Here is a 26,242-nt window from a genome sequence, read left to right on the forward strand (position 1 = left end):
GGCGTCGGCGAAAGCGGCGCAATGGGCTGTTCCAACACGACAAAAATGGGTTAAGGGCGCGCATGATCTCCGCCCTGACCCACGTGGCGCGACCGGCCGATCCGGACGCGATCGATCGCCTCGCGGATACCTTGAGCGCGCTCGTCTCCGGCGTGGCGGCCGGGCTCGTGGGCGATGCCGTGATCGTGGCGGGCGCGGCCAGCGAGGCGATCGAGGCGGTCGCGGAGGCGACCGGCGCCGCCGTGGTGGTGCGCCCGCGCGGGACGAGCCCCTGGGCGGCGGGCGCGCGCGTGGCGCGCCGGGACTGGGTCCTGTGCCTCGAGGCGGGCGACGTGCCGGCCGAGGGCTGGATCCGCAGCCTCGACCGGTTCGTCGGCACCGTGCGGCCCGACGTCGCGCTGGCCCGGCTGCGGCGACCCCATGCGGGTCTGCCGCAGCGCCTCGCCGCCAAGGGCGAGCGGGTGATCGGGGTCCGGGCGGCGCGCGCCGGCGACCTCGTGCGGCGCGAGCGGCTGATTGCGGGCCCGATCTTCTCGCCGCGGCTGAGGCCGCGCCCGCTGATCGCGCGCCTCGAGCGGGACTGAGCGCCGCCGCGGCGGGGCTTACGCCGTCACGGCAGGGCTTACGCCGTCACGGGGGGCCTTACGCCGTCACGGAAGCGCCGCGCCGCAGGTGCTCGTCGAGGCGGGGCATGATCTCGACGAAGTTGCAGGGCCGGTGGCGGTAATCGAGCTGCTGGCGCAGGATCCCGTCCCAGGCATCCTTGCAGGCGCCCGGCGAGCCCGGCAGCACGAACACGTAGGTGGCGCCCATCACCCCGGCGGTGGCGCGCGATTGCAGGGTCGAGGTGCCGATCTTGTCGTAGGAGATCCGGTGGAACACCGCCGAGAAGCCGTCCATGCGCTTCTCGAACAGGGGCTCCAGCGCCTCCGGGGTGACGTCGCGGCCGGTGAAGCCGGTGCCGCCGGTGGTGATCACCGCGTCGATCGCGGGATCACGCACCCAGGCCTCGACCTGCCCGCGGATCGCCGCGACCTCGTCGGGCACGATGGCGCGGGCCGCGAGGCCGTGGCCCGCCTCCGTCAGGCGCTGGACCAGGGTGTCGCCCGAGCGGTCGTCCTCCGGTCGGCGCGTGTCCGAGACCGTCAGCACGGCGATCGAGAGCGGGATGAAGCTGCGGGTCGTGTCGGCGGCCATGGGAACCTCGGCGGATGCGTCGCGTCGCCTGCATATGGCCCTGCGGGCGCCCGATGTCGCCTCCCGGCGCGGACGCGGCCTTCGCGGAGGGCGGAAGGGCTTCTTCATCTCTCCTGCGCAAGGTATTGGCGATCGCGACCCCCTGCCCCGGTCCCGCCACGGCCTCGATGCGCTCGCCCGACGATCCGCCCACCGACGACCCGGCCGGCCCCGCCTCCCGGCCGGCGCACGGCGTGTCTGGGTGGCCCGGCCGGTCGGATGCGTCGCGCCTGACGCGGCCCGCCACCCTGCCGGACGGCCGCCCCTGGCCCCGGGTGCGGGTGATCACCCGGGTCGAGGGCGAAGCGCCATACCTCGCGGACACCGTCGCGTCGGTCCTGGCCCAGGGCTACGGCGAAGCCCGCCACGACCTCGCACCGGCGGGCCCGCGGGGCCAGGACGCCCTCGCGGCGGCGCTGAATGACGCGGCAACCGACTACCTCCTGTTCCTGCGCGCCGGCGACATGCTGGCGCCCGGCGCCCTCGTGGCCCTCTGCCTCGAAGCGGCGCTCACCGGAGCCGCCGCCGTCGCGGGCCTGCGCGTGCTCTACGACCGCGACGTCTCCGGCCTCGACGTGCCCGCCTTGTCCGGGGACGATGCGGGCCTGCCCTTCACCGGCGGCGAGATGCTGTTCGCGCGCGACGCCGTCCTGCGGGCCGGCGGGCTCGCCCCGGATGGGCGCGCCGCGGAGCTCTGGGGCCGGCTGGCCGCCGACCCCGCGCCGGAGCCGCGCCGGCGGATCGGCCGGCCGGTCCTGCTGCAGCGCGCGCCCGAGGCGGAACCCGCGCCGCCCGGCCTGTCGATCGTCTCGCTCACCGGAGCCGGCTCCGAGGGCGGCGCCGGCATCGGGCAGCGCCGGCTGGCGGAGGCCCTCGCGCTCTCGGGCCATCGCGTCAGTGCGTTCCGGCTCACCGACGAATCCCCGGCGGCGGCAGCCGAATGGACCGACCGCTTTCCGCGGACCGAGGCCGCGATCCTGGGCGGGCACCACGATCTCGTCATCGCCGGCAACCTGCACGGGGCGACGCGCAGCCTCGACATCCTCGATGCGCTGGGCGCGCGGCTCCCGGTCGCGCAGGTCCTGCACGATTTCTTCCCGCTCACCGGGCGCTGCGCCAGCCCGGGCGATTGCCCCCGCCTCGCGACGGGCTGCGATGCGGGCTGCCCGACCCCGGACCAGTATCCGGAGCTCGCCCGGTCCCGTATCGGCGCCGTCCACGCGGCGAAGCGCCGGCTGCTCGCGGGGATGCGGGCCCCGCTGCTCCTCGCGAATTCCGCCTGGACGGCGCGGCAGGCCCGGCTCCACGCGCCGGCCGGCACGGACATCGCCGAGATCACCCTCGCCTTCCCGAGCGGCGTGTTCCGCCCGGGCGATCGCGGGGCCCTGCGCCGCACGCTCGGGCTGCCGGACGGCGATTGCCTGATCCTGTTCTCCGCCGTCATCGTGGACGCGCCCAGCAAGGGCTTCGCCGACCTCCTGGCGGCGCTGCGCAGCGTCGCCGGCCCGGGCGTCGGCTTCGTGGGGATCGGGCGGCTCGACGATCCGGCCCGTCTCGGATTGCCCAACCTGTTCGCGCCCGGGCTGATCGCGGACGAGGCCCGGCTCGCCGCGTGGTACGGCGCCTGCGACCTCCATGTCAGCGCGAGCCGCGTCGAGACGCTGGGGCAGGTCCCGGTCGAGGCCGGCCTGTGCGGCACGCCGACCCTCGCCTACGCGGTGAGCGGCCTGACCCAAGCGGTGATCGACGGGGTGAGCGGCCGGCTGGTGCCGCCCGAGCCCGGCGCCCTGGCCCGCGCGCTCGCGGAGCTGATCCGCGACGAGCCCGCCCGCCGCCGTCTCGGCGCCTTCGCGCGCATCGCCCTCGAGAACCGCTTCAGCCACGCGGCCTCGGCCCTGACCCTCCACGCCGCTTTGGCGGGGCGCGGCCTCCTGCCCGAATCCCAGCTTCGCCCGCGCTTCGTTCCCGCGATGCTCGGCCGCTTCGCCTTCGCGGTGGAACGCCATCCGGGGGCGGCCGGGACCGTGCAGGCCCCCTCCTCCGCCCTGGTGCGCCGCCTGAGGCGCGCCAAGAAGGCGGTGTTCGGCCGCAACCTCCCCCTCTGGATCCGGCGCGCGCGCTTCGTCTCGGTGAGCCTGCGCCGCAGCCTCGGGCGCGGGCTGAACCGCGGCCTGCGCCCGGCCGGGAGCGGACGATGACGGCGCCCGGGCGATCCCGCCGGATCTACGTCGACCAGACCCACCTGCGCGGCCACGTCACGGGCATCGAGCGGGTCGCCAGAGACCTGTTCGCGCCGGAGCGCTTGCAGCCCCACGCCGTGCGCCTCCTGCGCAGCGCCAGCCTGCCCGGAATGATCGCCGCGCAGCAATTCGGCCTTCCGCTGCGCGGCCTCGCCGACCGCTCCGCCCTGTTCCTGCTGCCCGGCTTCCCGCCCGGGCCCCTCTGCGCCCTGCTCGGGGAGCGCTGCCTCCTCTACGTCCACGACACCTTCCTGATCACCCGGCCGCAGGATCTGAGCTGGAAGAGCCGGCTCTACATGGCCCCGAGCTTCCGCCTGGCGATGCGCTACGGCCGCCGGTTCCTGGTGAATTCCCGGACCACCGGGGAGGCCCTGCGCGCGGTCTGCGCGCCTGGCGCCCTGGTGGTGCTCCTGAGGCCGGCCGTCCCGGACGTGTTCGGGCTCGGCGCCTCGGCGGGGCCGGCCGCCTTCGCGCCGGGCCGGCCCCTGCGGCTCCTCGCCATCGGGACGATCGAGCCGCGCAAGGATTACCCGGCGGCGCTCGCGCTGGCGGGGGCCCTGAACGCCGCCGGCCTGCCGACGGAGCTGCACCTCGTCGGGCGGGTCGGCTGGGGCCGGCACGCCTTCCTGGACGCGCCGCCGCCCTTCCTGACCCTGCACGGCTACGTCAACGATGAGGGCCTGCGCCGCCTCGCCGAAGGCTGCCACGCCCTCATCTCGACCTCGAAGGCGGAGGGGCTGGGGCTTCCCCTGCTCGAGGTGCAGCATGGCGGCCTTCCGGTGATCGCCCCGGAAGGGCCGGTCTTCCGCGAGGTGCTGGGCCGGTCCGGCCTCTTCATCCGCCCCGAAGCCCCGGCGGATTCCGCCGCGCGGGTGGGCGCCTGGATCCGCGGCGGCGATCTCGGGCGCGCGGCCGAGGCGGCGCGCGCCAACGTCGTGCGCTGGAACGCCCTGGCGGAGGCGGATGCGGAGCGCTTCCGGAGCTTCCTGAGCGAGGGGCCCGGCGCCTACGCGGCGGGCGGCACCGTTCCGCCGGGCTGAGACAAACCGGCAGCGCGGAGGGTTACGCGCGGTTGGGAAACACTTTTGCCCGCGGCACAAGACCACAGCCCCAGATTGAATGTAGCGCGACCATACAAATCGACCGACCCAATGTTAGTCTTAACGACCGACTAATGGGCACCTATGGGAATGTACACCGTTTTCCGGACCAATACGGAAGACACGCCTGTCGTAAAGTGGTCTAACTTTCCGGCATGACGGTTGCGATGCGTCGAACGACCGATGCCGCCCCCTCGAACCCTGTGCCAGCCCGGCACGGAATCGCGACAGGGCGGAACGGGACGACGCAGCGGCCGGACCGTCCCGGCGGTGTCCAGGTCAGGGAACGAGCCAGATGTTCGATTTCACGACGCCCACGCGCGGCGAGCCTGTGGAGGTGGTGCTGCCGAAGGCAGTCCCGCCGGCCCAGCGCCCGAGCCCGCGCGTCATCCTCCGGCGTCTCTGGCGCGGCAGCAGCTTCATCCTGCTCGGCGGCCTGTTCATGGTGGCGGTGGCGGTGGCGGGTCTGGGCCTGCTGACGCCGACCTACACGTCCAGCATCCAGATCCTGATCGACCCGTCGGACCTGCGCCTCGTGGACAACGACGTGACGGCCCGCACACCCCAGGCCGATAGCGGCGTCTCCATCGTCGAGAGCCAGGTGCGCGTGGTCCAATCCGACAACGTGCTGCGCCGGGTGGTGGTGAGGCTCGGCCTCGACAAGGACGACGAGTTCGCCCGCCCGGACTCGGCCAATCCGGCCATCCTGGCGGTCAAGCGCGCCCTCGGGATGGTGCCGCCGCCCTCCAGTCGCGATCCGATCAACATCGCCCTCGACAACCTGCGCCAGAAGCTCGGCGTCCGCCGGGCCGAGCGCACCTTCGTGATCGACGTCTTCTTCCAGTCGCAGGATCCCGAGAAGGCGGCGCGCATCGCCAACGCCATCGGCGAGGCGTATTTCGCGGAGGAGGCCGGTGCCCGCACCGAGGCCGCCAAGCGCGCCTTCGACAACCTGAATGCCCGCCTCGCCACCCTTCGCCAGGGCGTGGAGGAGGCCGAGAGCCGCGCCGTGAAGTACCGGGAGGACAACAAGCTCGTCTCCTCCAGCGGCCGCCTGCTCACTGACCAGCAGCTCGGCGACCTGAACCAGCAGCTCGTCACCGCCTCGATCAAGGCCGCGGAGGCCCGCGCCCGCCTCGATCAGGCCCGCAAGATGAAGAACGGCGACGCCGGGACCGCGCTGCCCGAGATGCTCCAATCCCTCGAGATGCAGGCCCTGCGCCAGCAATACGCCACCCTCTCGCGCAACACCGCTGAGCTCGCCACCCGCCTCGGCGAGCGCCATCCCGCCATGGCCGAGCAATACGCCCAGCAGCGCGACCTCCAGCGCCTGATCCAGCGCGAGAAGGAGCGGATCATCGAGACCACGCAGAAGGATTACGACCGCGCCGCCGCGAGCGAGGCGGCGATCCGCAACAATCTCGGGCGGGTCAAGACCGAGACCGCCACGAGCGACCGCGCCAATGTCGGCCTGCGCGAGCTGGAGCGCGTGGTGGAAGCGCGCCGCGGCGTCTACGAGGCCTTCCTGCGCCGGACCCGGGAGGCGAGCGAGCAGGAGCGGCTGAACACCACCAACGTGCGCATCATCTCGCCCGCCACGCCCGCGCGGTTGCGCAACTGGCCGCCCTCGCCGAAGATCGTGCTGCCCATCGCCCTGTTCCTCGGGATGGCGCTCGGAGCCGCGATCGCCCTGATGCTCGGCGCCGACCGCGACCGTCGTCGCGCCGCCCGGGTGCCGGAGCGGGCGGCCCGCAGCTTTCGCGCCGCCGACGCCTGAACGACGTCAGGCGGCCGGGAGACCGTGATGGCGTGCCGCCTCCGACATGGTGAGGACGGGCACGCCGTGATCGGCCAGGACGGCGAGCGCTTCCGCGAGGAGGCGCGGCGAGGTGCCGATTCGGGTTGGATCGGGGGAGACGTCGTGGGTATAGAGGATCAGCCAGCCGCGGGTGGCCACGGTCCGGCGGACCAGGGCAAGGAGCCGTTCGCGCCGATAGCTCGCATCGAACAGCCCGACGGCACCGAGCAGCGCGGGATCGACCTGGCCGACATTGAGGCGCTCGTAGATGGAGCGGCAGGTGACGAAACGGCTCGCGAGGTAGCGCTTCTGGGCAAGCCCGATATCACCGAACGGATAGCAGAAATGGCGGGGATCGACGTCGCAGATCTCGCCCAGGAGATCGCGGCTGCGGTCGCATTCGCGGGCGAGGTCCCGCAGGGCGAGGGATTGCACGTTCACGTGCCGGGCCGTGTGGCAACCGATCTCGTGACCGGCCTGCGCGATGGCGCGGATCTCGGACCGGCCGGCGACGCGCCAGTAACGGTCCTGCAGCCCGCACCATTCCGCCGCAACGTAGAAGGTCCCCCGCAGGCCGTCGCGCTCCAGAAGCGGGGCGCCGACCGTGGCGGCCGAATCCGAGACGTCGTCGAAGGTGATGCTCGCCACCGGGCCCGGTCCGGTCAGGAGCACCTGACGCGCCGGAACGCAGCGCGCCAGGAACCGCGACAGCAACCGGTCGAAGCCGGTGGACCAGCCCTGCTCGATGCTGGGCGCGGCACCATCGGTCACGCGACCACTCCCATCCCGCCGGCCACGACCGTCATCGCTCCCAGTCCCGCACGGGTCTCCACGAAAGTCGCGGCATGAGCGTCAGGCTGTTTGGACACGTCTTTTCCACCGGCACGGCAGCCGAGGTGCTCGCTGAGGCGGAGGCCAAGCCCTGCACGCTGCCCCGCCTCGTGGTGACGGCGAATGTCGATCACATCATCGTTCTGTCCGAAAACCCCGGTTTCAGGAAGGCCTATCAGGGGGCGGCGGCCCGAACCCTCGACGGGATGCCGCTGGTCTGGCTCGCGCGGCTCGGCGGGTGCTACGACGCCATCCGGGTGACGGGGCACGACCTCCTGGCCTGCGCCGTCGCGGCGCCGCAGGTTCCGGGCCGGCGCGTCTTCGTGCTCTGCGCCAGCACCCGGGTGGGCGACCGGATCCGCGCGCTGTTCGTGCGCGCGGGCCTCGCCCCCGAGGATGTCGCCGTCGCGGCGCCGCCCTTCGGCTTCGAGACGGATGCCGCCTACAGTTGCGCCCTCGCGGACGCCGTGCGCAGCCACGGCACCACCCTCCTGCTGATGGGCGTCGGCGCCCCGAAATCCGAGATCTGGGTCGACCGGCAGGGCGCGGCGCTCGGCGCCCCCGTGGTGCTCTCGGTCGGCGATGCGCTGACGGTGGCGGCGGGCCTCGCACCCCGGGCCCCGCGCCTCATGCAGCGTGCTGGCCTGGAATGGCTGTTCCGCTTCCTGCACGCGCCGCAGCGCCTGTTCCACCGCTACTTCGTGCGATCCTGGCGCTTCGTCTGGATCCTGGCCAACGCCCGCGACAGCGCCGCCCGCTAGGCCGCGTCCTGGTCTCGGGGCGTGATCGCGATCGCGGTTCATGGCGCACGACCATGCGCGATGAATGTTGCCGAAACCCTTCGTGCAGCGCCCGCGTTGCCATGCTTGCCAACACAACGACAATCCTCAATTGAGACATCGCCACGAATGCTAGCGCTGATCTGGAGGATGTCGTCCGCGCAGATTGCGCGCTCAGGCCTCCGGGAACAGGCCGGGACGGCGCAGGCGCAGGGCCAGCACGAGGAGCAGCGTCTTCATGTCCGTGATCTCGCCCCGGTCGCTCATGGCCGCCAGCCGCGCCAACGGGACCTCGTGCACCGTGATGGCCTCGTGCTCGTCGGCGAGCCCGCCGCCCGGCCCTGACCGATCGGCCTCCGCGAAGGGCGCGAGGTAGAGATCCATCTGCTCGGTGGAGATGCCCGGCATGCTCCAGGCGCGCGCGACGCTCTCGAGGGCGCCGAGCTTGAGCCCGGTCTCCTCGTAGGCCTCGCGCCGGGCGCCCTCCTCCGGCTCGGATTCGTCGAGAAGGCCGGCCGGGGCCTCCAGCATCTCCGTGGTGCCGTCGGCGTAGAAGGCCGGGGCGCGAAACTGCGAGATCAGGATCGCGAGGCGACGGTCCGGGTCGTAGGGCAGCACCGCCACCGCGCGGCCGTGATCCTCGATCTCGCGCTTGAGGCGCGTGCCGTCCGGCATCGTCACGTCCGCGACGAGGAAGCGACTCCAGCCGTCATGCACGATGCGGGTGCCGCGGATGATGGGTGCCATGGCCAGTCTCCCGCCGGCGGTGTCGCGAGGGCCGCGGCGCGTCCGGAGCCCGATCGCGCCGGGCTTTAGCGGCGAGATGGCGCATGAATGAGGCGGAAGACCGGTGGATTCGGCGCGGCGCCGGAAACCCGCGATCAGGCCGGCCCGCCGGCCCGCCGGATGGTGAAGCGGACAGCCTCGGCGCGGCGCTCCTGCGCCTCGACGCGGTCCCCCTCCTCGCGCACGAGGTTCGGGATGTCGATCGCCGACATCGGATCGGTGCAGGTCACGATCAGGCCGGCGCCCGGCGCGAGCGTTCGCAGCGCCTTGCGGGTGCGCAGGACCGGCAAGGGGCATTTCAAACCGCTGAGGTCGAGTTCGATCATCCCCGCCGCCTCACCGGAATGTGAAAACCCCGCCGACGGCGCCTGCCGGCGACGGGGCTTGTAGACGATGCGGCCGGTGCCTGTCAGGCCCCGGCCGGTCCGGTCGGCTCAGTAGCCGTAGCCGTAGGCCGGGTAGCCGTACCCGTAGCCGCCGCCACCGTAGCCGTAGGCGGGATAGCTGTAGCCATAGGCCGGGTAGCCGTAGCCGCCGTAGCCCGCGCCGTAATAGCCGTCGTAGTAGCCGTAGCGCGGGGCGGAGCTCGCCGCGATTGCACCGCCGATGATGCCCAAAGCCGCACCCGCCGCCAGGGCGCCGCCGACATTGCGGCGATAGCCGTAGCCGCGATAGCCGCCACGGTAACCGCCGTAGCCGTAGCCGCCGCGCCAGCGGACCTGATCGACATGGGAGGCCGGGCCGCCGACCTGGGCCGCGTTCAGGGCCGGGAGGGGCGCCGCCTCGGCGGGGGTGAAGGAGGCAGCCGAGAGGCCGACGGCGGCGGTGCCCGCCAGGGCCAGGGACAGGATGCGCGACATGGGCGTGATCTCCAGGATGGATGTCATCGTGCCCCTAGGAACGGCGCAACCGGCCTTCCGTTCCGCTTGCGTCGCGGACCGGCCACGTTGCGGGTGCGCTCACGCACCGATGCGCGGCGCCTGCTGCCGCCGATGCCGCAGGATCGGGGCGGGCCGGCTGCCACGCGGCCGGCCGCGATGAAGGCTCAATAGCCGCAGCCGCAACTCGGATAGGCGTAGCCGTAGGCCGGGGCCGCGTACCCGTAGCCGGAGGTGCCGTAGCCAGAGGTACCATAGCCGTAGCCCACGCCGGAATAGCCGCCATACCCGTAGCCGCCGTAACCGTAGCCGCCGTCGTAAACCGGTGCGGCCGAGGCCGCCGCGATGCCGCCGCCGATCAGGCCGAGCGCCGTGCCGGCGGCCGCGCCCGCGACGGCGCCGCCCCAGCCGCCCCGGTACCCGTAGCCGCCCCGTGCGGCGTAGCCCCCGTAGCCGCCCCGATATCCGAAGCCGCCCCGGCCGTAGCCGCCGTAGCCGCGGCCCGCATGGGCGCCGTAGCGGCCCTGCCCCGCGAAGGCGCGCCCGCCGTAACCGCGTCCGAACCCGCCGGCGCCATGGCCGTAGCCGCCGCGCGCGTAGCCGCGGCCGCCGTGCCAATCGACCTGTTCGAGTTGGACCTTCGGGCCGGCGACCTGCACCCCGTTGAGCGCGGGAAGCGGCGCGGCTTGCGCCGAGACGACGGACGAGGCGCAGAGGATGGCGGCGGCCGCCAGGGTGGTGCTCGCGAGACGCGACATGAGAGGATGGCTCCGTGCGAAAGGCTCGAGGGATGCGTCAGCCAATCGCCAGGCCGCCGGATCGCGCCCCGCGCGGGGGCGGCCGATCCGACTCGCCGGGCCTCACGGCTTCCGGTGCCGGCACGCTCGCAGGATTCGCAACGCCCGTCGAAGGGTCAGAACACGCAGTCGGCGAAGGTCGGCTCGACCGAACGCTGCCACGCCCCCTCGTAATCGGCGAGCCGCTCCTCGGCCCGCGAGCGCCCGGCCGCGACGATCGCCTCCAGGGGCTGCAGGTAGATCGTCTCGTCGCGGCCCGACGCGTCGCGCCGGCCACGCCGCTGCAGACCCGCCCGCGCCAGCGCAAGGGCCTCCGCCGCCACCGCGCCGATGCTGCGGCCGGCGACCGGCGTCGCGAGGCCGAGGCGCGGCACCGTGGCCCGCACCGCCTCGCGCTCGGCGGCGCTCCAGCCCTTCACGAGGTCGAGGGCCCCGTCGAGCGCAACCTCATCGTAGAGCAGGCCGGTCCAGAAGGCGGCCTGCGCGGCGATCATCTCGGGGCCGCCGACATCGGCGCCGCGCATCTCGAGGAAGCGCTTGAGGCGCACCTCCGGGAAGGCCGTCGAGGCGTGGTTGGCCCAATCCGAGACGGTCGCGTACTCGCCCGGGAGCTGCGCCAGCTTGCCGGCCATCAGGTCGCGGAAGGAGGCGCCCGAGACGTCGTGGTAGGTGTCGCCGCGCTTGACGAAGTACATCGGCATGTCGAGCAGCCAGTCGACATAGGTCTCGTAGCCGAAGCCGGACTCGAACGCCTCGGGCAGCATGCCGGTGCGGTCGGCGTCGGTGTCGCGCCAGATCTCGGAGCGGCGTGACAGGAAGCCGTTCGGGCGGCCGTCCGTGAAGGGAGAATTGGCAAAGAGCGCGGTGGCGACGGGCTGGAGGGCGAGCGACGCGCGCATCTTGCGCACCATGTCGGCCTCCGAGCAGAAATCGACGTTCACCTGAACGGTGGCGGTGCGCAGCATCATGTCGAGGCCGAGGCTGCCGACCTTCGGCATGTAGCCCGCCATGATCTTGTAGCGGCTCTTGGGCATCACGGGGGTTTCTTCCCGCGTCCATTTCGGGCTCATGCCGAGATCGAGGAAGCCGATGCCGAGGGGGTCGGCGGCGCGCGCCGTGGCGCTCAGGTGCTCGCCGAGTTCCCGCACCGTGGCATGAACATCCGGGAGCGGGGCCCCGGAGAGCTCGAACTGGCCGCCCGGCTCGATTGAGATGGCGCCGCCCGCCTCGGCCGCGAGGCCGATGACGTTGCCGGCATCCAGGATCGGGGCCCAGCCCGTCTCGCGGGCAAGGCCTTCGAGGAGGGCGCGGATCCCGGTCTCGCCCGCATAGGGCACGGGGGCGTGGGTCTCGCGATAGAAGGGAATCTTCTCGTGCTCGGTGCCGATCGCGAAGCTCTCGCGCGGTTTCTCGCCGGCGGCGAACCAGGCGATCAGCTCGGCGCGCCTGGTCAGCGGGGTCGTGTCGGACGTATCGCGCGCCATGCGCTGCCTCGTCTGCGGAATCGATGGGCGGAAGCCGAGGCGACATCGACCTCAGAAGCCTCGCCAAACCTCCGCCCACGCGGCCTCATCTGTAGATGCGGCCAGTGCACGGGTAGTTTCGCGAAAGATTCTCGGTACGGTTGAGCCCCTCTCAGCGGGATGTCGTGTCCTTAATCCACCCCGCAAGGCGCGACAACGCGGGCCGAGCGCGGACCTGTCGCGCGGAGCTCCACCGTGCACGGCGCAACCCCGGCCCGCGGCGCCCGATGTGCGCGGACGCACGCCGCTCCGCCCTCTTCAGCGCGCGTCACCGAGGACGGCCTGGACGAGGGCGAGCGCCGCCACGGCCGCCGTGTCGGCCCGCAGGATGCGCGGCCCGAGGGAGAGCCCGACAGAATTCGGGCGCTCCTGAATCATCGCGCGCTCCTCCGGCGCGAACCCGCCTTCTGGACCGATCAGGACGGCGAGCGGCGGGGGCGCGTCCGGATCCGCGGCCGCGCGCAGGGCCGCCACCGGATCGGCGACGGCCGCCGCCTCGTCGCAGAAGACGAGGAGGCGCTCCGGCTCGAGATCGGCGAGCGCGGCCGGCAGCCGCGCGGCCTCCGGCAAGGACGGGATCGCCAGGATGCCGCATTGCTCGGCCGCCTCGATCGCGTTGGCGCGCAGGCGCTCGGGCTTCAGCCGCTCGCCCTGTGTGTAGCGGGTGAGGACCGGGCGGATCGTGCCCGCCCCCATCTCGACGGCCTTCTGCGCGAGGTAATCGAGGCGGGCGCTCTTCAGGGGCGCGAACAGGTAATGCAGGTCGGCGCGGGCCGGCTGCGGACGCGTGCGTGCGGCCAGGACGAGATCCGCGCTCTTGCGTCCCGTCGGGTCGAGATGGGCGCGCCACTCGCCGTCCCGGCCGTTGAACAGCAGGACCGGATCCTCCGGTTTCCGGCGCAGGACGTTGAGGAGGTAGTTCGCCTGCGCCCGGTCGAGGGGCAGGCGCGCGCCGGCAGCGAGATCCGCCTCGACGAAGAGGCGCGGCGCGGTGAAATCGTAGGCGGCCATGGCGGTCTCGTCGCGCGCGTTGCCGGGCCTGTCAACGCGCGAACCGGCCGGGTTCCACGAGCGCCCGCCGGAACGTTGCAAAAACGTTACGGACGCGGGTTTTTGGGCTTCTTCCCACCGGGGATGAGAGCTGCCGGTTTGCGGCTCGAATGACGCCACATTCCTATGCAGAACCGGGCCCCAGGACAACGGGACAGCAGAACGGGTCTCGCGCCCCGCGGAAATCGGAATCGGACTCCACGCCCGATGGGCGGTGGATTTCGGGTTCCGCGCGCGGCCCGGTCCCTGCACATGGCGCGGCCGCTGCGAGTGGCGAGAGAGGAATCGACGCAATGCTCACGAAAACCATCGCGACGGCGGCCGGCGCGATCGCCGGGATCCTCCTGATCAGCACGTCCGCCTTCGCGCAGACGGCCGAGTGCGGCGAGATCCAGAAGACCCTGCAGGCGCGCAAGGACCTCGTCGCCAAGGCGAACTCGGCCACGAACTCCAAGAAGAAGATGACCCCGCAGGAGGCCTGCGCCCTGTTCGGCAAGCTCCAGGCGAACGGCGCAGAGGGCGTGAAGTGGATCGCCGCCAACAAGGAATGGTGCTCGATCCCCGATTCCTTCGCCGAGGGATTCAAGACGGACCACGTCAAGGTGTCGGGCATCCGCACCAAGATCTGTTCGGTCGCGGCCCAGGCGACCAAGATGGAAGCGCAGGCTCGCGCCCAGGCCCAGAACGGCGGCGGCGGCGGCGGCCTGCTCGGCGGCCCGGGTCTCACCGGCTCCTTCAAGATGCCGCAGGGCGCGCTCTGACCCGCCTCTCCCGGGCTCGGTCGCGGATGCGGCGTCGCCGAAAACGCGGTACCCATCCTGGGCCCCGAGGCTTGCGCCTCGCCTCGACGGATGGCGGAGCCGGACAGCGGCGTCCGGCGCCGTCCGTGAATCCTGTGGTCCTGCCATGATCCCGATCCGCTCGTCCCGTCCCGCCGCCCGGTGCCTCGCGTGAGCGGCGGGATGGCTGAGGACCGGCGCGTTGCGGACGCAGTCTCGGGACATTGGGTCGATCGTCTCGCACCGCGGCGGCTGCGGCCCTTTCTGCGCCTCGCCCGCGTCGACCGGCCGATCGGCTGGTGGCTCCTCCTGCTGCCCTGCTGGTGGTCGGCCGCGCTCGCGGCCACGAAGGCGGGCGCGCCCTATCCCCATCCTGGGCACCTGCTCCTCTTCCTGATCGGCGCCGTCGCCATGCGGGGGGCGGGCTCGACCTACAACGACATCGCGGACCGCGACCTCGACGCGCAGGTGGCGCGCACCCGCTCGCGGCCCCTGCCCTCGGGGCAGGTGAGCACCAGGGCCGCGGCCGGCTTCCTCGTGCTTCAGGCCCTGGTGGGGCTCGCGGTGCTGCTGCAATTCAACGCCACGGCGATCCTCGTGGGCATCGCCTCGCTCCTGCCGGTGGCGATCTACCCGTTCATGAAGCGGGTGATGTCGATGCCGCAACTGGTGCTCGGCCTCGCCTTCGCCTGGGGCGCGCTGATGGGCTGGGTCGCGGTGTTCGGCGCGCTCGCCGCGCCGGCCTGCTGGCTCTACGCGGGCGCCATCGCGTGGGTCATCGGCTACGACACGATCTACGCCGTGCAGGATATCGAGGATGACGAGATCGCCGGGATCCGGTCCTCGGCCCGGCTGTTCGGGGGGCGCCTGCGCCTCGCGGTCGGGTTCTGCTACGGGGCCGCGGTTCTGTGCATCGCGCTCGCCGCGCGGGGCGCCGGCGTCGGGCCGATCGGGTTTATCGGGGTCGCGCTGTTTGCCGCCCATCTGGGGCGCCAGGTCCTGAGGCTCCGGGAGCGCGACGGCCAAGGCGCCCTCGCGCTGTTCCGCTCGAACCGGGATGCCGGGCTGATCCTGTTCCTCGGGCTTGTTGCCGACACCCTCAGCCAGGGCTGGGCCGCCTGATCCGCCTCAGCTGCGGGCGATGATCTCGTTCTCGCCCCGGTGGATCTGGGGGCGAACCGGAAGGCGGCCGGTCTTGCGGCGCGTCAGGAAGCGCGGGCGGCGATCGCCCAGGAGCCCGTGGCGGCGGCGCAGGCGCGTGGTGCCGAGGGCGACGCGGCCGAGCTGCTGCGAGACGAGGCTCAGAACCCCGTCCTCCCGGACGATCATGCGCGGCAGGCCGGTCTTGGCGGCAAGGTCGCGCCAGATCGCAACCACATCCTCCTCCGCGAAGGGACCGAGGCGGGAGAGCGCCTCGCCCTCGGCATCCACCAGGATCAGGGAGAAGCGGTCCTCGCCGCAGCTCTCCGCGGCTTCGTTGGCGAAGGCGAGGGCGATGCCGGCCGCCTTGCTGGCGTGGGCCGCGGCGCCGATCACGGGGAGCGGCGAGGGGATGACGGCGAAGTGGCTCAGCGCGACCTCCGCAGGAACATGTGCGTTCATGGTCTGATAAGTGTTCATCTGCCTGACGCCCTGTTGCAAGTGGCGGCCTCTGTCAGGCCGTCCGTTATGCCAAGCAAAATCGCGTCTAACCCCCTCAGACCAGCTTAAGAGTGAGCGTTAAGCGAAAGTGGATGCCGGGTTTGTGGCGGGAATGCTCAACACTTCCTTGCCGGGATTGCGACAAGACGGGCGTATCCGACTCTGCGGACGAATCCTTGTGACGAATCAGGCTGAAGCTTAAGCTCGAGTTCGGGCGGATGGCCAGGAACGGCTCTGCGCCGTACGGCTTATCCCGCTCGATCTGCCCGCAACGATTCCGTCCAAGCCCGCTTTACCTCCCGTCCCCTCGCGACAGCCCGTGACTCTCGAAGACCGGAATTCCATGCCCGACACCCTGTCCCCCGAGGCCGTGCAGGCGCTGATGCCTGCCCTGCGCGAGACGATCCGCGAAGCGGCCTCCCTCGCCCTCCCCTACTTCCGGGCGGGCGGGCAGACGAAGGCGCGCATCTGGTCGAAGGCCGGCGGATCGCCTGTGACGGAGGCCGACGTCACGGTCGACGCCTTCCTGAAGGTCCGCCTGAGCCAGTTCGTGCCGAATGCCGCCTGGCTCTCGGAGGAGACGCGGGATGACCCGGTCCGGCTCGGCCACGACCTCGTCTGGATCGTCGACCCGATCGACGGCACCCGGGCCTTCCTGTCGGGGCATCCCGACTGGTCGATCGCGGTGGCCCTGCTGTCGGGCGGAGCGCCGCTGGTCGGCTTCGTGCACGCGCCCGCGGGCGCGCGCTTCTACGAGGCTGTGGCGGGATTTGGTGCCACCTGCAACGGGGCGCCGATCGCGGTCTCGACCCGGGCCGGGCTCAGCGAGGCGCGGGTGACGGGGCCGAAGCCGATGCTCGACCGGCTGACGCGCGGCGTCGCGCGCGACGGCGTGGATCCGGCCTTCGTGCAGATCGAGCGGGTACCGTCCCTGGCGCTTCGCGTCGCGCGGGTGGCCGAGGGCTCGATCGATATCGGCCTCGTCTCGAAGGATGCACGGGACTGGGATCTGGCGGCCGCCGACCTGATCCTGCGCGAGGCGGGCGGCACGGTCTGCGACCTCGCCGGGCACCCGACGACGTATAACCGCCCGGAGCCGGTGCACGGCGAATTGCTCGCGTTGCCGACGGCTCTGCGCCCCGCGGCCGTCGCCGCGCTGGCATAGGGGCGAACTCCCGGAATTGTCGCTCCCAGGCCATTCGCGGGCCCTTGGCCCGTCTGGGCCTCCCGGCTCCTCGCATCAGCGAGGCCGGGATGCCGGTTCGAACGATCAGGCGTGTCCCGCCTCGCGAAGCGCGACCGCTTTGGGCGTCAGCCCGAGCCGGTCGGCGAGATGCCAGCGCAGCTCGCGGGGGGAATGGTAATTGTAGGAACGATCGATGAGGTGGCTGAGATCGACGTGCGGATTTCCGGACGTCGAGGCCTGCTTCAGGCGATCCACCTTGAAGGTCGCCGCGTCGGTGACGGGCGAGCGGGCGCCGCGGCGCCGGGTGTACTCGAACAACATGTCTTTTCTTCTTGTCTTCTCTTCGTTCGGATATCCGCGCGATGGCGGAGTCCGACGTCGTTTCTGGTTATTGTGATGGCGTTGGCCATCCGGCGCGAGCCTCCGTGAGGAAGGACCAGCGTCGGAAGGTGTGAGCCGTTCGGGCGACGGCCGCTGGTGACGCCAGCCCCGGAAGGGCTGGCGCCGGGGGCCTCAGGCCGCCTGCAGGTTGCCTGCCGCGTCCTTGCCGCTGCGCTTGTCGGTCAGGATCTCGTAGGAGACCTTCTGACCTTCGACGAGATTGCGCATCCCAGCGCGCTCGACAGCCGAGATGTGCACGAACACATCCTTGCCGCCGTCATCGGGCTGAATGAAGCCGTAGCCCTTGGTCTCATTGAACCACTTAACAGTGCCGGTATTCACGAATAGAACCTCGTATCGTCCAATGGCCACGGGCTCTCGTCTGCTCGACGCGAGCGCCACGGCTTCTTCCGTTATCTGACGGATGGCGGGGCGTGAGACACGGGACCATCGAGCGTCCGTCTCAGCTGTTTGCCCCCCGGATCCTTATGTAGGCTCTTCGTGCGGCGGCAACAAGGCGGGGGTGTCGAAACTCGCGGGTCTGGCCCCGCCTCAGCCTATCGCCGGGCTCGCATCGAGGGTGCGGCAAGGCTGGGGAACGCATTGGCGCGCTCTGTGATTTTCTCGGTCTGAGGTACATATAAGAATTCGGTTTGAGGCATTTAGGCGATCCATGGCGGGTATTTCGGTTTCTCTCGAAGGCGCGAACATTCAGCTCTCGTTTCAGAAGGACGATCAGGCGACCGCCGTCGTGATGGATGCCCGGGCTGCCCGCGCCCTCGTGCGTGCCGTGGGCCAGTTGCTTACCGCGATCGACGAGCCCGATGACGGCGAATTGCCGGATGACCTCACCGATGAGGAGATCGCCATGCTCGACGTCACCTCCTCGGCGATCGAGGTCGGAACGGACGAGCAGGGCCAGGCCGTGGTCGCCCTCCAGGCCGGGGCGCTTCCGCCGTTTCAGCTGCGCCTGACGGACGAAGAGGCCCGCCACGTGGCGACGAGCCTCTCCGAGATCCTCAACGCCCCGCGCGACGTGCGCGCCTCGCACGGGGGCCATTAGGGCGAACGGCTACATCCGCACGCCGGGATCGGTCGGGGTGCCGGGCAGGTAATCCGGCTCCGAGCCGGGACCGGCGGGCTCGTCGATGCCGGGATCGTTGACCGGATAGGGCGTGCGCGGACCGGTCGGGCCGGTATCCGGCAGCTCATCGGGCGGGGGCGGGGGCGGGAGATCGCCCGGAATGCCGCCGCCGGGCGTGGGTTCGGGGGTCGGAAGGCCTGGATTGGCCATGCGAAGCCTCCTCTCAGATGTGGGGGTATGTGGGACAAACCACGCCCCACTCCCAAGGTTCCGTGCGGCATCGGGCAGCCCTGCCCTGCCGGAACCTCGGCGAGTCCGCCCTGTTGCGCCTGCAGATCAACATGTTCCGGAGGAACGGCCATGGCCGACATCAAGCAGGCGAAGATCCTGATTCTCGCGACCGACGGTTTCGAGGAGACCGAGCTGACGGTGCCGCAGAGCAAGCTGCGGGAGGCGGGCGCCACGGTCCACGTGGTGGCGCCGAAATCCCGCGAGGCGCGGGAATCGATCCGCGGCTGGGACAAGACCGATTGGGGCAAGAACGTCGCGGTCGACAAGGATCTCGAGAGCATCGACCCTGCCGATTACGACGCCCTCGTGCTGCCCGGTGGCCAGATCAACCCCGACAAGCTGCGCCTGGAGCAGACGGCCCTGGCGGTGATCCGGACCTTCCTGACCTCCGGCAAGGTCGTGGCCGCGATCTGCCACGCCCCCTGGCTCCTGGTCGAGGTCGGGGCGGCCAAGGGCCGGGACCTGACCTCCTACGCCTCGATCAAGACCGACGTGATCAATGCGGGCGGGAATTGGCGCGACGAGGCCGTCGTGACCGATCACGGCATCATCACGAGCCGCAACCCGGGCGATCTCGACGCCTTCTCGGCCAAGATCATCGAGGAGGTGCAGGAAGGCGGCCACGCACCGCGCCAGCTCGCCGCCTAAGAGGCGGTCTGAGCCGTCCGGCCTCCGGCGAGGACGGGCGTCCTCCGGGACGGGCGCGGCCTTCAGCGCTTGGCGACGGCCTTCTGGGGCTTCGCCTTGTCGCCCGTCGTGCTGGCGATCAGGGCCGAAAGGTGGTCCTGGTCGAGCCCGCGCGCGGCAATGACGGGCCGCGCGGCCTCGGCGGCACGCTCGACCCGTCGCGGCTCGATCGAGCCCGTCGTGACGGGGTCCGGCAGAGCGGCGACCGTCGACGCCGACCCGTTCGGGGCGCGCTGGACGCGCATGGCCCAATGGGCCGCGGTGGAGAGGGCGGCAATCGCCAGGATCGCCTTGATGCCACCCGAGAGGAGGCGCCGCATGGTGGTCAGACCCGAGAGAACGCGAGGGGTACGCGGCCGGTTTCCCGGCCTTCGCAATCTTCACGCAGGATCGTGAATGATGTCGCTACCGGCCGGGCGGTCGCGGGTCCCGGAATGAGGCAGGAGCCGGAGGCGGCCCTGCGGCCGGGCAATGCGGAAAACGATGTGGGCCATGCGCCGAGACCCGCGGTTCCTGTTCCCCGCGATCACGACACGCCTGCAGCTGCTCGGCCCACTAAGCCTCACAGGAGGAGCGCAGAGAACTGGTCCGCGCCGTCCCGTCACTGCCGGCCCCGCCACCACGCAGGCCCGAGAGGGCTCGCGAAACCATCGGGCGCATCGGTGGCCGGGGAGAGCCGATGTAGGGGTCTCCGGGCGAGCCGGCAACCGATCACGGAGAATTCAGCGGTGCTGTGACGATCCGCCTGCGCGAAGTCCGGTCCGAGGCGCTGGCGCGAAAAAGCCCGGCGCGATCCGCGCCGGGCTTTTACGATCGGTCAGAGGGGCGGATTCGGTGCCTCAGCGAAGCGAGCCGCAGAAGCGCTGGATCCGGTTGCAGGCCTCCTCGAGCGTCTTGTTCGAGGTCGCGTAGGAGATGCGCAGGTTCGGGCCGAGGCCGAAGGCCGAGCCGTGGACGGCGGCGACGCCCTCCGCCTGCAGCAATTCCGTGACGAAATCCTCGTCCGTCTCGATGGTCTTGCCGGACGGGGCCTTGCGCCCGATCGTCTCGGCGCAGGACGGGTAGACGTAGAAGGCCCCCTCCGGCGTCGGGCATTGCAGCCCCTTGGTCTGGTTCAGCATCGAGACCACGAGGTCGCGCCGCTCCTGGAAGGCCGCCTTGAAGCGCTTGAGGTGCTCCTGCGTGCCGTCGAGCGCCGCCACCGCCGCCCATTGAGAGATGGACGAGGCGCCCGAGGTCTGCTGGCCCTGGACGAAGTCCATCGCCTTGATCAGCGTCTCGGGACCGGCCGCGTAGCCGATGCGCCAGCCCGTCATCGCGTAGGCCTTCGAGACGCCGTTCATGGTCAGCGTGCGCTCGTAGAGGCCGGGCTCGATCTGGGCCGGGGTCACGAACTCGAAGTCGCCGTAGGTCAGGTGCTCGTACATGTCGTCGGTGAGCACCCAGACATGCGGATGGCGCATCAGCACGTCGGTGATCTTCTTCAGCTCATCGCGCGAATAGGCGGCGCCCGAGGGGTTCGACGGCGAGTTGAGGATGATCCACTTGGTCTTGGGCGTGATGACCCGCTCGAGCTCCTCCGGCTGGAGCTTGAAATCATGCGCCATGTCGGTCTCGGCGAAGACCGGCGTCGCGCCGCACAGGATCACCATCTCCGGGTAGGAAACCCAGTAGGGACGCGGGATCACGACCTCGTCGCCCGGGTTCAGGGTGGCGAGCAGCGCGTTGTAGATGACGTGCTTGCCGCCGGTGCCCACGATGGTCTGCGAGACCTTGTAGTCGAGGCCGTTCTCGCGCTTGAACTTCTTGACGATGGCCTCGCGCAGCGGGTTGATGCCGGAAACGGGCGGGTACTTCGTCTCGCCGCGCCGGATCGCCTCGGTCGCCGCTTCCTTGATGTGGTCCGGCGTGTCGAAATCGGGCTCGCCGACCGACAGGCTGATCACGTCCATCCCCTGCGCTTTCAGCTCGCGCGCCTTCTGCGTCATCGCGATGGTCGCGGATGGCTTCACGCGGGAGAGGGCGTCGGCGAGAAAGCCCATGGGGTGGTACTCCGATCAAATGTGATGAGATGTGCCTTGTTCGAGGCGGCGCGGACCCTAGTCGCGGCAATCCATGCGGGCAAGGTGCGGGCCACGGGGAATCGGCGCTTTGTCATGCGTGACGGTGGCGCGCCGCGGCGGGCCCGTGCGCAGGGCGCAAGGTTGCACCCCGCGCATGCCGCAGCGTGCCGCGGAGCCTCGCGTCGGCATCGCCCGATCCCCACCTGAGCGTCATGCTTCCCCTCTCCGTCCTCGATCTGTCCTTCGTGAATGCCGGCGCGAGCCCCGCGCAGGCGCTGCAGGATTCCCTGAGCCTCGCCCGCCACGTCGACGGGCTCGGCTACAGCCGCTACTGGCTCGCCGAGCATCACGCGCTGCCCTCCGTCGCGAGTCCCGCGCCGGAGATCATGATCGGGCAGATCGCGGCGGCGACGCGCCGGATCCGGGTCGGCTCCGGCGGCATCATGCTGCCCAACCACGCGCCCCTGATGGTGGCCGAGCGCTTCAAGGTGCTGGAGGCCCTCTTCCCGGGCCGGATCGATCTCGGGCTCGGTCGGGCGCTCGGCACCGACGGGATCACCGCGCAGGCGCTCCGCCGCCGGGAGGTTCCGCGCGGGGGTGACGACTTCCTGGAGCGCCTGCAGGAATTGTTGGCGTGGGAGACGGGGGGATTCCCCGAGGGCCACCCGTTCCGCAGCGTCGAAGTGATGCCCGCGGGCGTGCCGCTGCCGCCGCTCTTCCTCCTCGGCTCGTCCGATTACAGCGCGCATCTGAGCGCCGAGATCGGGATGGGCTTCGCCTTCGCGCAGCATTTCGCCGCCTTCGACGCGGAGCAGGCGATGCTGGCCTACCGGCGCCTGTTTCGGCCCTCGCGCTGGCGGGAGCGCCCGCACGCGATCCTGGCGATCGCGGCGGTCTGCGCGCCCGATGACGCCGAGGCCGAGCGCCTGGCCCTGAGCTCGCAGCTCGCGACCCTGCGGCGGGAGCGGGGCGAGTACGCGCCGCTCCCGAGCCTCGCCGCGGCCGAGGCCTACCCGTATTCGGAGGCCGAGCGGGCCCGCATCGCGCGGGGCCGCGCCAAGCTCCATGTCGGCGGACCGGGGACCCTGCGCGCCAGCCTCGATGCGCTCGCGCGGGCAACGCAGGCCGACGAGATCATGATCTTCTCCGCGATCCACGATCAGGCGGCGCGGCAGAGATCCTATGCGCTGATCGCCGAGGCTTGCGGTCTCGGCGCGGCGCGGGATGCGGCCTGAGACGGGGCGGCCGCAGGCCTTTGCGCGACCTCGATGCGCGGGCCGCGCGAGGGCCCACGGCCTCGCGCGTGGGGGCGAGGTCGGGGGCGCGCCTCCACCCGGTCGAGAGGCGGCATCGAACGTTTCCATGGCACACACGTTAATGCGGCCGCCGGCCGCGGGGTGTTAGCTCGTTGGGTAACGCGAGTGGGAGAGACCATGCCCCGTTACTTCATCGACGCTTCCGTCGGATCCCGACATCATCAGGACGCGGAAGGCGTGATCGTTCTCGACGACCTGAGCGCGCATGAATTCGCCGTCGCAACCCTGCACGACCTCGCACGCATCGCGACCGCCGAGGGGCGGGAGGCGCCCTTGAGCGCCGTGGTGCGCAATGAGAACGGCAAGCCGCTCTGCACGGTCTCGATGACGATCCGGACGCATTGGTGCCGGGATCGCGACTTCGTGGTGAGCCCGGAACTGGCCACGGCCTCCTGTGACTGACTGATCTGTCGGCCGAAACGACGAGGGCCTGCCGCTCCCAGGAGCAGCAGGCCCTCAGCTCATCGCATGATCGCGCCCTCTGCGGCGCGCCACCGTCGCGGCGGGGCTCACGCCCCGCCGAACAGGCGGCGCAGGCCGGCCAGGAATCCGCCCTGAGGCGGAGTCGGCTGCTCTGCGATCGTCGCCGCCGGCGTCAGCGCTGCCGCCTGCGGGGCCTGGACGAGGCCGAGGGCGGCCGTATCGGTGGTCTCCCGGTCGATGAGAATGAGCCCGCCCGTGTCGCGATTCTCCGCGTAGGGATCGACCGGGACGGACCGGTCGAGGCTCAGCACCACGTCGCCGATATCGTTCGCCGCGAGGCGCTCGGCCGGGCCGGGCTGCCCGGTCTCGGGATCGATGCGGGTGCGGATCGTCGTCACGATGGCGTTCACCGTCACGGTCCCGACCTTGGCGAGCAGCGCGGAGCCGGGGGTCAGATCGGTCTCGGCCGCCCAGAACAGGCGGGTCTCGAGGGTGTCGGTGACCCGGATCGGCGCATCCGAGGCCGCGATCACGGAGCCGCGCGAGGCATCGACCTCGTCGGAAAGCACCAGCGTCACGGATTGCCCCGCGATCGCCTCGCCGAGATCACCGTCCGCGGTGTAGATGCGGGCGATGGTCGAGCTGCGGCCGGAGGGCGCGATCGTCACGGCATCGCCCGGGCGAACCCGGCCGCTGGCGATCAGGCCCGAGAAGCCGCGGAACTCCGAATTCGGTCGGTTGACCCATTGCACGGCCATCCGGAAGGGCGCGGCCTGCGCTTCCACGTGGACCGGCACCGCCTCGAGATATTGCAGCAGCGGCGTGCCGGTATACCAGGGGGCGGCGGCGCCCGGCAGCACGACGTTGTCGCCGTTCTTGGCCGAGAGCGGGATGGCCTGCACCTCGGTGAAGCCGAAGCGCGCCGTGAAGGCGTGGAACCCGGCCAGGATCGCGTCGAACTTGTCCTGAGACCAGCCGACGAGATCCATCTTGTTCACCGCGAGCGCGACGCGCTTGATGCCGAGCATCGAGACGAGAAGCGCGTGGCGGCGGGTCTGGCGGGTCAGGCCCAGGCGCGCATCGACGAGGATCACCGCGACGTCGGCCGTGGAGGCACCGGTCGCCATGTTGCGGGTATATTGCTCGTGGCCGGGGGTGTCGGCCACGATGAAGGAGCGCTTGTCGGTCGAGAAGAACCGGTAGGCGACGTCGATGGTGATGCCCTGCTCGCGCTCGGCCTGCAGACCGTCGACGAGGAGCGCCAGATCGACCTCGCCGCCCTGCGTGCCGTGCTTGCGCGAATCCCGCTGCAGGGCCGTGATCTGGTCGTCGAAGATCTGCTTGGTGTCGTGCAGGAGGCGCCCGATCAGGGTCGACTTGCCGTCATCGACGGAGCCGCAGGCGATGAAGCGCAAGACTTCCTTGCTCTGGTGCGCGGCCAGGAAGGCCTCGTAGCCGAATGCCTCGGGTGACTGATGGATCGTCATCAGAAGTAGCCCTCCTGCTTCTTGCGCTCCATGGCGCCGGCGCCGTCCTTGTCGATCACGCGCCCCTGACGCTCGGAGGTGCGGGCCGCGAGCGTCTCGCCGATGATCTCGGGCAGCGTCGCGGCGGGGCTCTCCACGGCCCCGGTGAGCGGGTAATCGCCGAGCGTCCGGAAGCGCACCTGCAGATTGCGCGGGGTCTCGCCGGGCTCGAGCGGCAGGCGCTCGTCATCGACCATGATGAGCTGACCGTCGCGCTCGACGACGGGACGCGGCTTGGCGAAGTAGAGCGGCACGATCGGGATCTGCTCCTGCTCGATGTAGAGCCAGATATCGAGCTCGGTCCAATTCGAGAGCGGGAAGACGCGCAAGCTCTCGCCGCGCTTCTTCTTCATGTTGTAGAGGTGCCAGGGCTCGGCGCGCTGGCGCTTGGGATCCCAGCGGTGCTGCGCGGTGCGCAGCGACACGATGCGCTCCTTGGCGCGGGAGGCTTCCTCGTCGCGGCGCGCGCCGCCGAAGGCCGCGTCGAACTTGTGCCTGTCGAGCGCCTGGCGTAGGGCCTGCGTCTTCATCACGTCGGTGTGGACTTCCGAGCCGTGGCTGATCGGACCGATGCCCTTGGCCAGCCCCTCCTGGTTCGTGTGCACGATGAGTTCGGCGCCGATCTCGGCCGCCCGCCTGTCGCGGAAGGCGATCATCTCGCGGAACTTCCAGGTCGTGTCGATGTGCATCAGCGGGAACGGCAGCCGCCCCGGCGCGAACGCCTTCAGGGCGAGGTGCAGCAGGACGGAGGAATCCTTGCCGATCGAGTAGAGCATCACCGGGTTCTCGGTCTCGGCGACCGTCTCCCGCAGGATGTGGATGCTCTCCGCCTCGAGGCGCTGGAGGTGGGTCATGCGATCGGTGCCGGTCAGGGCGGCCGTGGTCGCGGGGGAGGCGCTCATCGGGCCAGCTCCGGGGTCTTGTGTTGCGTCGTCTCGAAGGCGGCCGCTTCCTGGCCGGGCTGCACGCTGGAATCGGGCACGTGCACGTGCAGGCCGCATTCCTTCTTGGATTCCTGCTCCCACCACCAGCGTCCGGCGCGCTCGGACTCGCCGACCCGGATGGCGCGGGTGCAGGGCGCGCAGCCGATCGACGGGAAGCCGCGATCGTGCAGCGCGTTGTAGGGGATGAAGTTGTCCCGCACGAAGTGATCCACATCGGCCCGCGTCCAGTCCGCGAGCGGGTTCACCTTGATGAGGCCGCGGGCCTCGTCGGCCTCGGCGAGCGGGGTCTCGGCGCGATTCGCCGATTGCCCGGCGCGCAGGCCCGTGAACCAGACGGACGCCCCGTTCAGCGCGCGGCCCAGCGGCTCGACCTTGCGGAAGCCGCAGCAGGCCTGCCGTGCGGCCACGGAATGCCGGAAACCGTTGATCCCCTCCTCCCGCACGAATCGCTCCTCGGCCTCGCGCTCCGGCGCGTAGGCCTGGATGCGGATGCCGTAGGCCGATTCGGTCTCGGCCCATACGTCGTAGGTCTCGGGGAACAGGCGACCGGTATCGAGGGTGACGATCTCGGTGCGCGACTTCGCGAGCGCGAGCGCATGCGTCAGGGCCTGGTCCTCGATGCCGAGGCTCGTGGTGAAGACGAGGCGGCCGGGGATCTCGGCCTCGACAAGGGCGATGCGCTGCCGGAGATCCAAGCCTGCCATCGCCGCGGCGAGCGCCTCCGCAGCCTTTGCGAGTTCGAGGGTCATGGGTGGTGATGGATACCTGCTTGTCGGACCCCTGAAATGTTCGCTATAACGAACGGTGTCAAGGCGGGGGCCACCCGGCCGGAGCATTCCGGCATTGCGTCAAAGGGTGGATCGGCAACTGACGAAGCGCCGGGCCGGTTGCGCGCGGAAGGAA

General features: G+C 71.1%; 29 protein-coding genes. 12 read left to right on the forward strand and 17 right to left on the reverse strand.

The window, feature by feature from the left end; translation table 11 throughout:
* Window positions 1-62: 62 nt before the first annotated feature.
* Window positions 63-584, forward strand: a complete 522-nt coding sequence (locus tag F6X53_RS03170) for a hypothetical protein (protein ID WP_150997150.1) — start codon at window positions 63-65, stop codon at window positions 582-584.
* 58 nt (window positions 585-642) lie between these two features.
* On the opposite strand, the gene moaB is transcribed toward F6X53_RS03170, so the two are convergent.
* A complete protein-coding gene (gene moaB, locus F6X53_RS03175; protein ID WP_150997152.1) occupies window positions 643-1,197 on the reverse strand; it encodes a molybdenum cofactor biosynthesis protein B in 555 nt (184 codons plus the stop codon).
* A 53-nt stretch (window positions 1,198-1,250) separates the two neighbouring features.
* Between moaB and F6X53_RS03180 the strand changes: the two genes are divergently transcribed.
* The 3 genes from F6X53_RS03180 (at window position 1,251) to F6X53_RS03190 (ending at window position 6,353) form a co-directional block, all read left to right on the forward strand.
* Window positions 1,251-3,434, forward strand: coding sequence for a glycosyltransferase (locus F6X53_RS03180; protein ID WP_244965512.1), 2,184 nt, complete (start codon window positions 1,251-1,253; stop codon window positions 3,432-3,434).
* Window positions 3,431-4,516, forward strand: a complete 1,086-nt coding sequence (locus F6X53_RS03185; RefSeq protein ID WP_150997154.1) for a glycosyltransferase — start codon at window positions 3,431-3,433, stop codon at window positions 4,514-4,516. The genes F6X53_RS03180 and F6X53_RS03185 overlap by 4 nt, the downstream gene beginning before the upstream one ends.
* A 355-nt stretch (window positions 4,517-4,871) precedes the next feature.
* Window positions 4,872-6,353 (forward strand): GumC family protein, encoded by a 1,482-nt coding sequence (locus tag F6X53_RS03190; protein ID WP_150997156.1) that lies wholly within the window; start codon window positions 4,872-4,874, stop codon window positions 6,351-6,353.
* Window positions 6,354-6,359: 6 nt separating this feature from the next.
* Here the strand turns inward: F6X53_RS03190 and F6X53_RS03195 are convergent, their stop codons facing one another.
* Window positions 6,360-7,145, reverse strand: a complete 786-nt coding sequence (locus F6X53_RS03195) for a polysaccharide deacetylase family protein (protein ID WP_150997158.1) — start codon at window positions 7,143-7,145, stop codon at window positions 6,360-6,362.
* A 74-nt stretch (window positions 7,146-7,219) separates the two neighbouring features.
* On the opposite strand from F6X53_RS03195, the gene F6X53_RS03200 reads away from it, so the two are divergent.
* Window positions 7,220-7,966, forward strand: coding sequence for a WecB/TagA/CpsF family glycosyltransferase (locus tag F6X53_RS03200; RefSeq protein ID WP_150997160.1), 747 nt, complete (start codon window positions 7,220-7,222; stop codon window positions 7,964-7,966).
* A gap of 192 nt (window positions 7,967-8,158) precedes the next feature.
* On the opposite strand, the gene F6X53_RS03205 is transcribed toward F6X53_RS03200, so the two are convergent.
* The 6 genes from F6X53_RS03205 to F6X53_RS03230 all read right to left on the reverse strand — a co-directional run bounded on the left by F6X53_RS03205 (window position 8,159) and on the right by F6X53_RS03230 (window position 12,979).
* Entirely contained in the window at window positions 8,159-8,731 is a 573-nt protein-coding gene (locus F6X53_RS03205; protein WP_150997162.1) for an NUDIX domain-containing protein, read from the reverse strand.
* 134 nt (window positions 8,732-8,865) lie between these two features.
* Window positions 8,866-9,096, reverse strand: coding sequence for a sulfurtransferase TusA family protein (locus F6X53_RS03210; protein ID WP_150997165.1), 231 nt, complete (start codon window positions 9,094-9,096; stop codon window positions 8,866-8,868).
* Between the two features lie 108 nt (window positions 9,097-9,204).
* Window positions 9,205-9,630, reverse strand: a complete 426-nt coding sequence (locus F6X53_RS03215) for a hypothetical protein (protein WP_150997389.1) — start codon at window positions 9,628-9,630, stop codon at window positions 9,205-9,207.
* Between the two features lie 185 nt (window positions 9,631-9,815).
* Window positions 9,816-10,406 carry a hypothetical protein gene (locus tag F6X53_RS03220; RefSeq protein ID WP_150997167.1) on the reverse strand — a complete coding sequence of 197 codons (591 nt, stop codon included), beginning with the start codon at window positions 10,404-10,406 and terminating at the stop codon, window positions 9,816-9,818.
* 155 nt (window positions 10,407-10,561) lie between these two features.
* Window positions 10,562-11,929, reverse strand: coding sequence for a glutamate--cysteine ligase (locus tag F6X53_RS03225; protein ID WP_150997169.1), 1,368 nt, complete (start codon window positions 11,927-11,929; stop codon window positions 10,562-10,564).
* 297 nt (window positions 11,930-12,226) lie between these two features.
* On the reverse strand, window positions 12,227-12,979 hold the full coding sequence (locus tag F6X53_RS03230; RefSeq protein WP_150997171.1) for a 16S rRNA (uracil(1498)-N(3))-methyltransferase: 753 nt from the start codon (window positions 12,977-12,979) through the stop codon (window positions 12,227-12,229).
* A 332-nt stretch (window positions 12,980-13,311) separates the two neighbouring features.
* Here F6X53_RS03230 and F6X53_RS03235 point away from each other — a divergent pair, with 332 nt between their 5' ends.
* Together F6X53_RS03235 and ubiA are read left to right on the forward strand one after the other, a co-directional pair.
* Complete coding sequence (locus F6X53_RS03235; protein WP_150997173.1) at window positions 13,312-13,779, forward strand: hypothetical protein; 468 nt, start codon at window positions 13,312-13,314, stop codon at window positions 13,777-13,779.
* Window positions 13,780-13,980: 201 nt separating this feature from the next.
* On the forward strand, window positions 13,981-14,919 hold the full coding sequence (ubiA, locus tag F6X53_RS03240) for a 4-hydroxybenzoate octaprenyltransferase (RefSeq protein ID WP_150997175.1): 939 nt from the start codon (window positions 13,981-13,983) through the stop codon (window positions 14,917-14,919).
* Window positions 14,920-14,925: 6 nt separating this feature from the next.
* Here the strand turns inward: ubiA and F6X53_RS03245 are convergent, their stop codons facing one another.
* On the reverse strand, window positions 14,926-15,399 hold the full coding sequence (locus F6X53_RS03245; protein WP_150997177.1) for a DUF6101 family protein: 474 nt from the start codon (window positions 15,397-15,399) through the stop codon (window positions 14,926-14,928).
* Between the two features lie 382 nt (window positions 15,400-15,781).
* Between F6X53_RS03245 and F6X53_RS03250 the strand changes: the two genes are divergently transcribed.
* A complete protein-coding gene (locus tag F6X53_RS03250) occupies window positions 15,782-16,603 on the forward strand; it encodes an inositol monophosphatase family protein (RefSeq protein WP_150997178.1) in 822 nt (273 codons plus the stop codon).
* A 105-nt stretch (window positions 16,604-16,708) separates the two neighbouring features.
* On the opposite strand, the gene F6X53_RS03255 is transcribed toward F6X53_RS03250, so the two are convergent.
* Both F6X53_RS03255 and F6X53_RS03260 read right to left on the reverse strand, forming a co-directional pair.
* Complete coding sequence (locus tag F6X53_RS03255) at window positions 16,709-16,945, reverse strand: AsnC family transcriptional regulator (RefSeq protein WP_150997181.1); 237 nt, start codon at window positions 16,943-16,945, stop codon at window positions 16,709-16,711.
* Window positions 16,946-17,137: 192 nt separating this feature from the next.
* Window positions 17,138-17,347, reverse strand: a complete 210-nt coding sequence (locus F6X53_RS03260) for a cold-shock protein (protein ID WP_150997391.1) — start codon at window positions 17,345-17,347, stop codon at window positions 17,138-17,140.
* Window positions 17,348-17,678: 331 nt separating this feature from the next.
* On the opposite strand from F6X53_RS03260, the gene F6X53_RS03265 reads away from it, so the two are divergent.
* Window positions 17,679-18,068: a hypothetical protein gene (locus tag F6X53_RS03265; RefSeq protein ID WP_150997183.1), complete on the forward strand. Its 390-nt coding sequence runs from the start codon at window positions 17,679-17,681 to the stop codon at window positions 18,066-18,068.
* 9 nt (window positions 18,069-18,077) lie between these two features.
* Here F6X53_RS03265 and F6X53_RS03270 read toward each other — a convergent pair whose 3' ends face one another.
* The gene (locus F6X53_RS03270; RefSeq protein WP_150997185.1) at window positions 18,078-18,299 is read right to left on the reverse strand and encodes a hypothetical protein; all 222 of its coding nucleotides are present in this window, start codon (window positions 18,297-18,299) and stop codon (window positions 18,078-18,080) included.
* Between the two features lie 150 nt (window positions 18,300-18,449).
* On the opposite strand from F6X53_RS03270, the gene F6X53_RS03275 reads away from it, so the two are divergent.
* Entirely contained in the window at window positions 18,450-19,028 is a 579-nt protein-coding gene (locus F6X53_RS03275; protein WP_150997187.1) for a type 1 glutamine amidotransferase domain-containing protein, read from the forward strand.
* A 62-nt stretch (window positions 19,029-19,090) separates the two neighbouring features.
* Here the strand turns inward: F6X53_RS03275 and F6X53_RS03280 are convergent, their stop codons facing one another.
* The gene (locus F6X53_RS03280; RefSeq protein WP_150997188.1) at window positions 19,091-19,387 is read right to left on the reverse strand and encodes a hypothetical protein; all 297 of its coding nucleotides are present in this window, start codon (window positions 19,385-19,387) and stop codon (window positions 19,091-19,093) included.
* A 519-nt stretch (window positions 19,388-19,906) separates the two neighbouring features.
* Window positions 19,907-21,109, reverse strand: a complete 1,203-nt coding sequence (locus F6X53_RS03285) for a pyridoxal phosphate-dependent aminotransferase (protein WP_150997190.1) — start codon at window positions 21,107-21,109, stop codon at window positions 19,907-19,909.
* A 233-nt stretch (window positions 21,110-21,342) separates the two neighbouring features.
* Here F6X53_RS03285 and F6X53_RS03290 point away from each other — a divergent pair, with 233 nt between their 5' ends.
* Together F6X53_RS03290 and F6X53_RS03295 are read left to right on the forward strand one after the other, a co-directional pair.
* Window positions 21,343-22,365: an LLM class flavin-dependent oxidoreductase gene (locus F6X53_RS03290; protein WP_150997192.1), complete on the forward strand. Its 1,023-nt coding sequence runs from the start codon at window positions 21,343-21,345 to the stop codon at window positions 22,363-22,365.
* Between the two features lie 198 nt (window positions 22,366-22,563).
* The gene (locus tag F6X53_RS03295; protein WP_150997194.1) at window positions 22,564-22,848 is read left to right on the forward strand and encodes a DUF6894 family protein; all 285 of its coding nucleotides are present in this window, start codon (window positions 22,564-22,566) and stop codon (window positions 22,846-22,848) included.
* A 107-nt stretch (window positions 22,849-22,955) separates the two neighbouring features.
* Here the strand turns inward: F6X53_RS03295 and cysN are convergent, their stop codons facing one another.
* From cysN to F6X53_RS03310, 3 genes are read right to left on the reverse strand one after another with little or no spacing between them, the layout of a single operon-like run.
* Window positions 22,956-24,356 (reverse strand): sulfate adenylyltransferase subunit CysN, encoded by a 1,401-nt coding sequence (cysN, locus tag F6X53_RS03300; RefSeq protein ID WP_150997196.1) that lies wholly within the window; start codon window positions 24,354-24,356, stop codon window positions 22,956-22,958.
* Window positions 24,356-25,297: a sulfate adenylyltransferase subunit CysD gene (gene cysD / locus F6X53_RS03305; RefSeq protein WP_150997198.1), complete on the reverse strand. Its 942-nt coding sequence runs from the start codon at window positions 25,295-25,297 to the stop codon at window positions 24,356-24,358. The genes cysN and cysD overlap by 1 nt, the downstream gene beginning before the upstream one ends.
* Complete coding sequence (locus F6X53_RS03310; protein ID WP_150997200.1) at window positions 25,294-26,088, reverse strand: phosphoadenylyl-sulfate reductase; 795 nt, start codon at window positions 26,086-26,088, stop codon at window positions 25,294-25,296. The genes cysD and F6X53_RS03310 overlap by 4 nt, the downstream gene beginning before the upstream one ends.
* Between the last annotated feature and the right edge of the window lie 154 nt (window positions 26,089-26,242).

This window comes from Methylobacterium soli (assembly GCF_008806385.1).
GTDB classification, from domain to species: Bacteria; Pseudomonadota; Alphaproteobacteria; order Rhizobiales; family Beijerinckiaceae; genus Methylobacterium; species Methylobacterium soli.

Coding starts and splice junctions, on each gene's coding strand:
- F6X53_RS03170 (WP_150997150.1), top strand. CDS start 63: ATGATCTCCGCCCTGACCCACGTGGCGCGACCGGCCGATCCGGACGCG.
- F6X53_RS03215 (WP_150997389.1), bottom strand. CDS start 9,630: ATGTCGCGCATCCTGTCCCTGGCCCTGGCGGGCACCGCCGCCGTCGGC.
- cysN (WP_150997196.1), bottom strand. CDS start 24,356: ATGACGATCCATCAGTCACCCGAGGCATTCGGCTACGAGGCCTTCCTG.
- F6X53_RS03290 (WP_150997192.1), top strand. CDS start 21,343: ATGCTTCCCCTCTCCGTCCTCGATCTGTCCTTCGTGAATGCCGGCGCG.
- ubiA (WP_150997175.1), top strand. CDS start 13,981: ATGGCTGAGGACCGGCGCGTTGCGGACGCAGTCTCGGGACATTGGGTC.
- F6X53_RS03310 (WP_150997200.1), bottom strand. CDS start 26,088: ATGACCCTCGAACTCGCAAAGGCTGCGGAGGCGCTCGCCGCGGCGATG.
- F6X53_RS03185 (WP_150997154.1), top strand. CDS start 3,431: ATGACGGCGCCCGGGCGATCCCGCCGGATCTACGTCGACCAGACCCAC.
- moaB (WP_150997152.1), bottom strand. CDS start 1,197: ATGGCCGCCGACACGACCCGCAGCTTCATCCCGCTCTCGATCGCCGTG.
- F6X53_RS03280 (WP_150997188.1), bottom strand. CDS start 19,387: ATGCGGCGCCTCCTCTCGGGTGGCATCAAGGCGATCCTGGCGATTGCC.
- F6X53_RS03210 (WP_150997165.1), bottom strand. CDS start 9,096: ATGATCGAACTCGACCTCAGCGGTTTGAAATGCCCCTTGCCGGTCCTG.
- F6X53_RS03255 (WP_150997181.1), bottom strand. CDS start 16,945: ATGTTGTTCGAGTACACCCGGCGCCGCGGCGCCCGCTCGCCCGTCACC.
- F6X53_RS03220 (WP_150997167.1), bottom strand. CDS start 10,406: ATGTCGCGTCTCGCGAGCACCACCCTGGCGGCCGCCGCCATCCTCTGC.
- F6X53_RS03190 (WP_150997156.1), top strand. CDS start 4,872: ATGTTCGATTTCACGACGCCCACGCGCGGCGAGCCTGTGGAGGTGGTG.
- F6X53_RS03270 (WP_150997185.1), bottom strand. CDS start 18,299: ATGGCCAATCCAGGCCTTCCGACCCCCGAACCCACGCCCGGCGGCGGC.
- F6X53_RS03285 (WP_150997190.1), bottom strand. CDS start 21,109: ATGGGCTTTCTCGCCGACGCCCTCTCCCGCGTGAAGCCATCCGCGACC.
- cysD (WP_150997198.1), bottom strand. CDS start 25,297: ATGAGCGCCTCCCCCGCGACCACGGCCGCCCTGACCGGCACCGATCGC.
- F6X53_RS03275 (WP_150997187.1), top strand. CDS start 18,450: ATGGCCGACATCAAGCAGGCGAAGATCCTGATTCTCGCGACCGACGGT.
- F6X53_RS03235 (WP_150997173.1), top strand. CDS start 13,312: ATGCTCACGAAAACCATCGCGACGGCGGCCGGCGCGATCGCCGGGATC.
- F6X53_RS03225 (WP_150997169.1), bottom strand. CDS start 11,929: ATGGCGCGCGATACGTCCGACACGACCCCGCTGACCAGGCGCGCCGAG.
- F6X53_RS03265 (WP_150997183.1), top strand. CDS start 17,679: ATGGCGGGTATTTCGGTTTCTCTCGAAGGCGCGAACATTCAGCTCTCG.
- F6X53_RS03250 (WP_150997178.1), top strand. CDS start 15,782: ATGCCCGACACCCTGTCCCCCGAGGCCGTGCAGGCGCTGATGCCTGCC.
- F6X53_RS03205 (WP_150997162.1), bottom strand. CDS start 8,731: ATGGCACCCATCATCCGCGGCACCCGCATCGTGCATGACGGCTGGAGT.
- F6X53_RS03230 (WP_150997171.1), bottom strand. CDS start 12,979: ATGGCCGCCTACGATTTCACCGCGCCGCGCCTCTTCGTCGAGGCGGAT.
- F6X53_RS03200 (WP_150997160.1), top strand. CDS start 7,220: ATGAGCGTCAGGCTGTTTGGACACGTCTTTTCCACCGGCACGGCAGCC.
- F6X53_RS03295 (WP_150997194.1), top strand. CDS start 22,564: ATGCCCCGTTACTTCATCGACGCTTCCGTCGGATCCCGACATCATCAG.
- F6X53_RS03245 (WP_150997177.1), bottom strand. CDS start 15,399: ATGAACGCACATGTTCCTGCGGAGGTCGCGCTGAGCCACTTCGCCGTC.
- F6X53_RS03180 (WP_244965512.1), top strand. CDS start 1,251: ATGTCGCCTCCCGGCGCGGACGCGGCCTTCGCGGAGGGCGGAAGGGCT.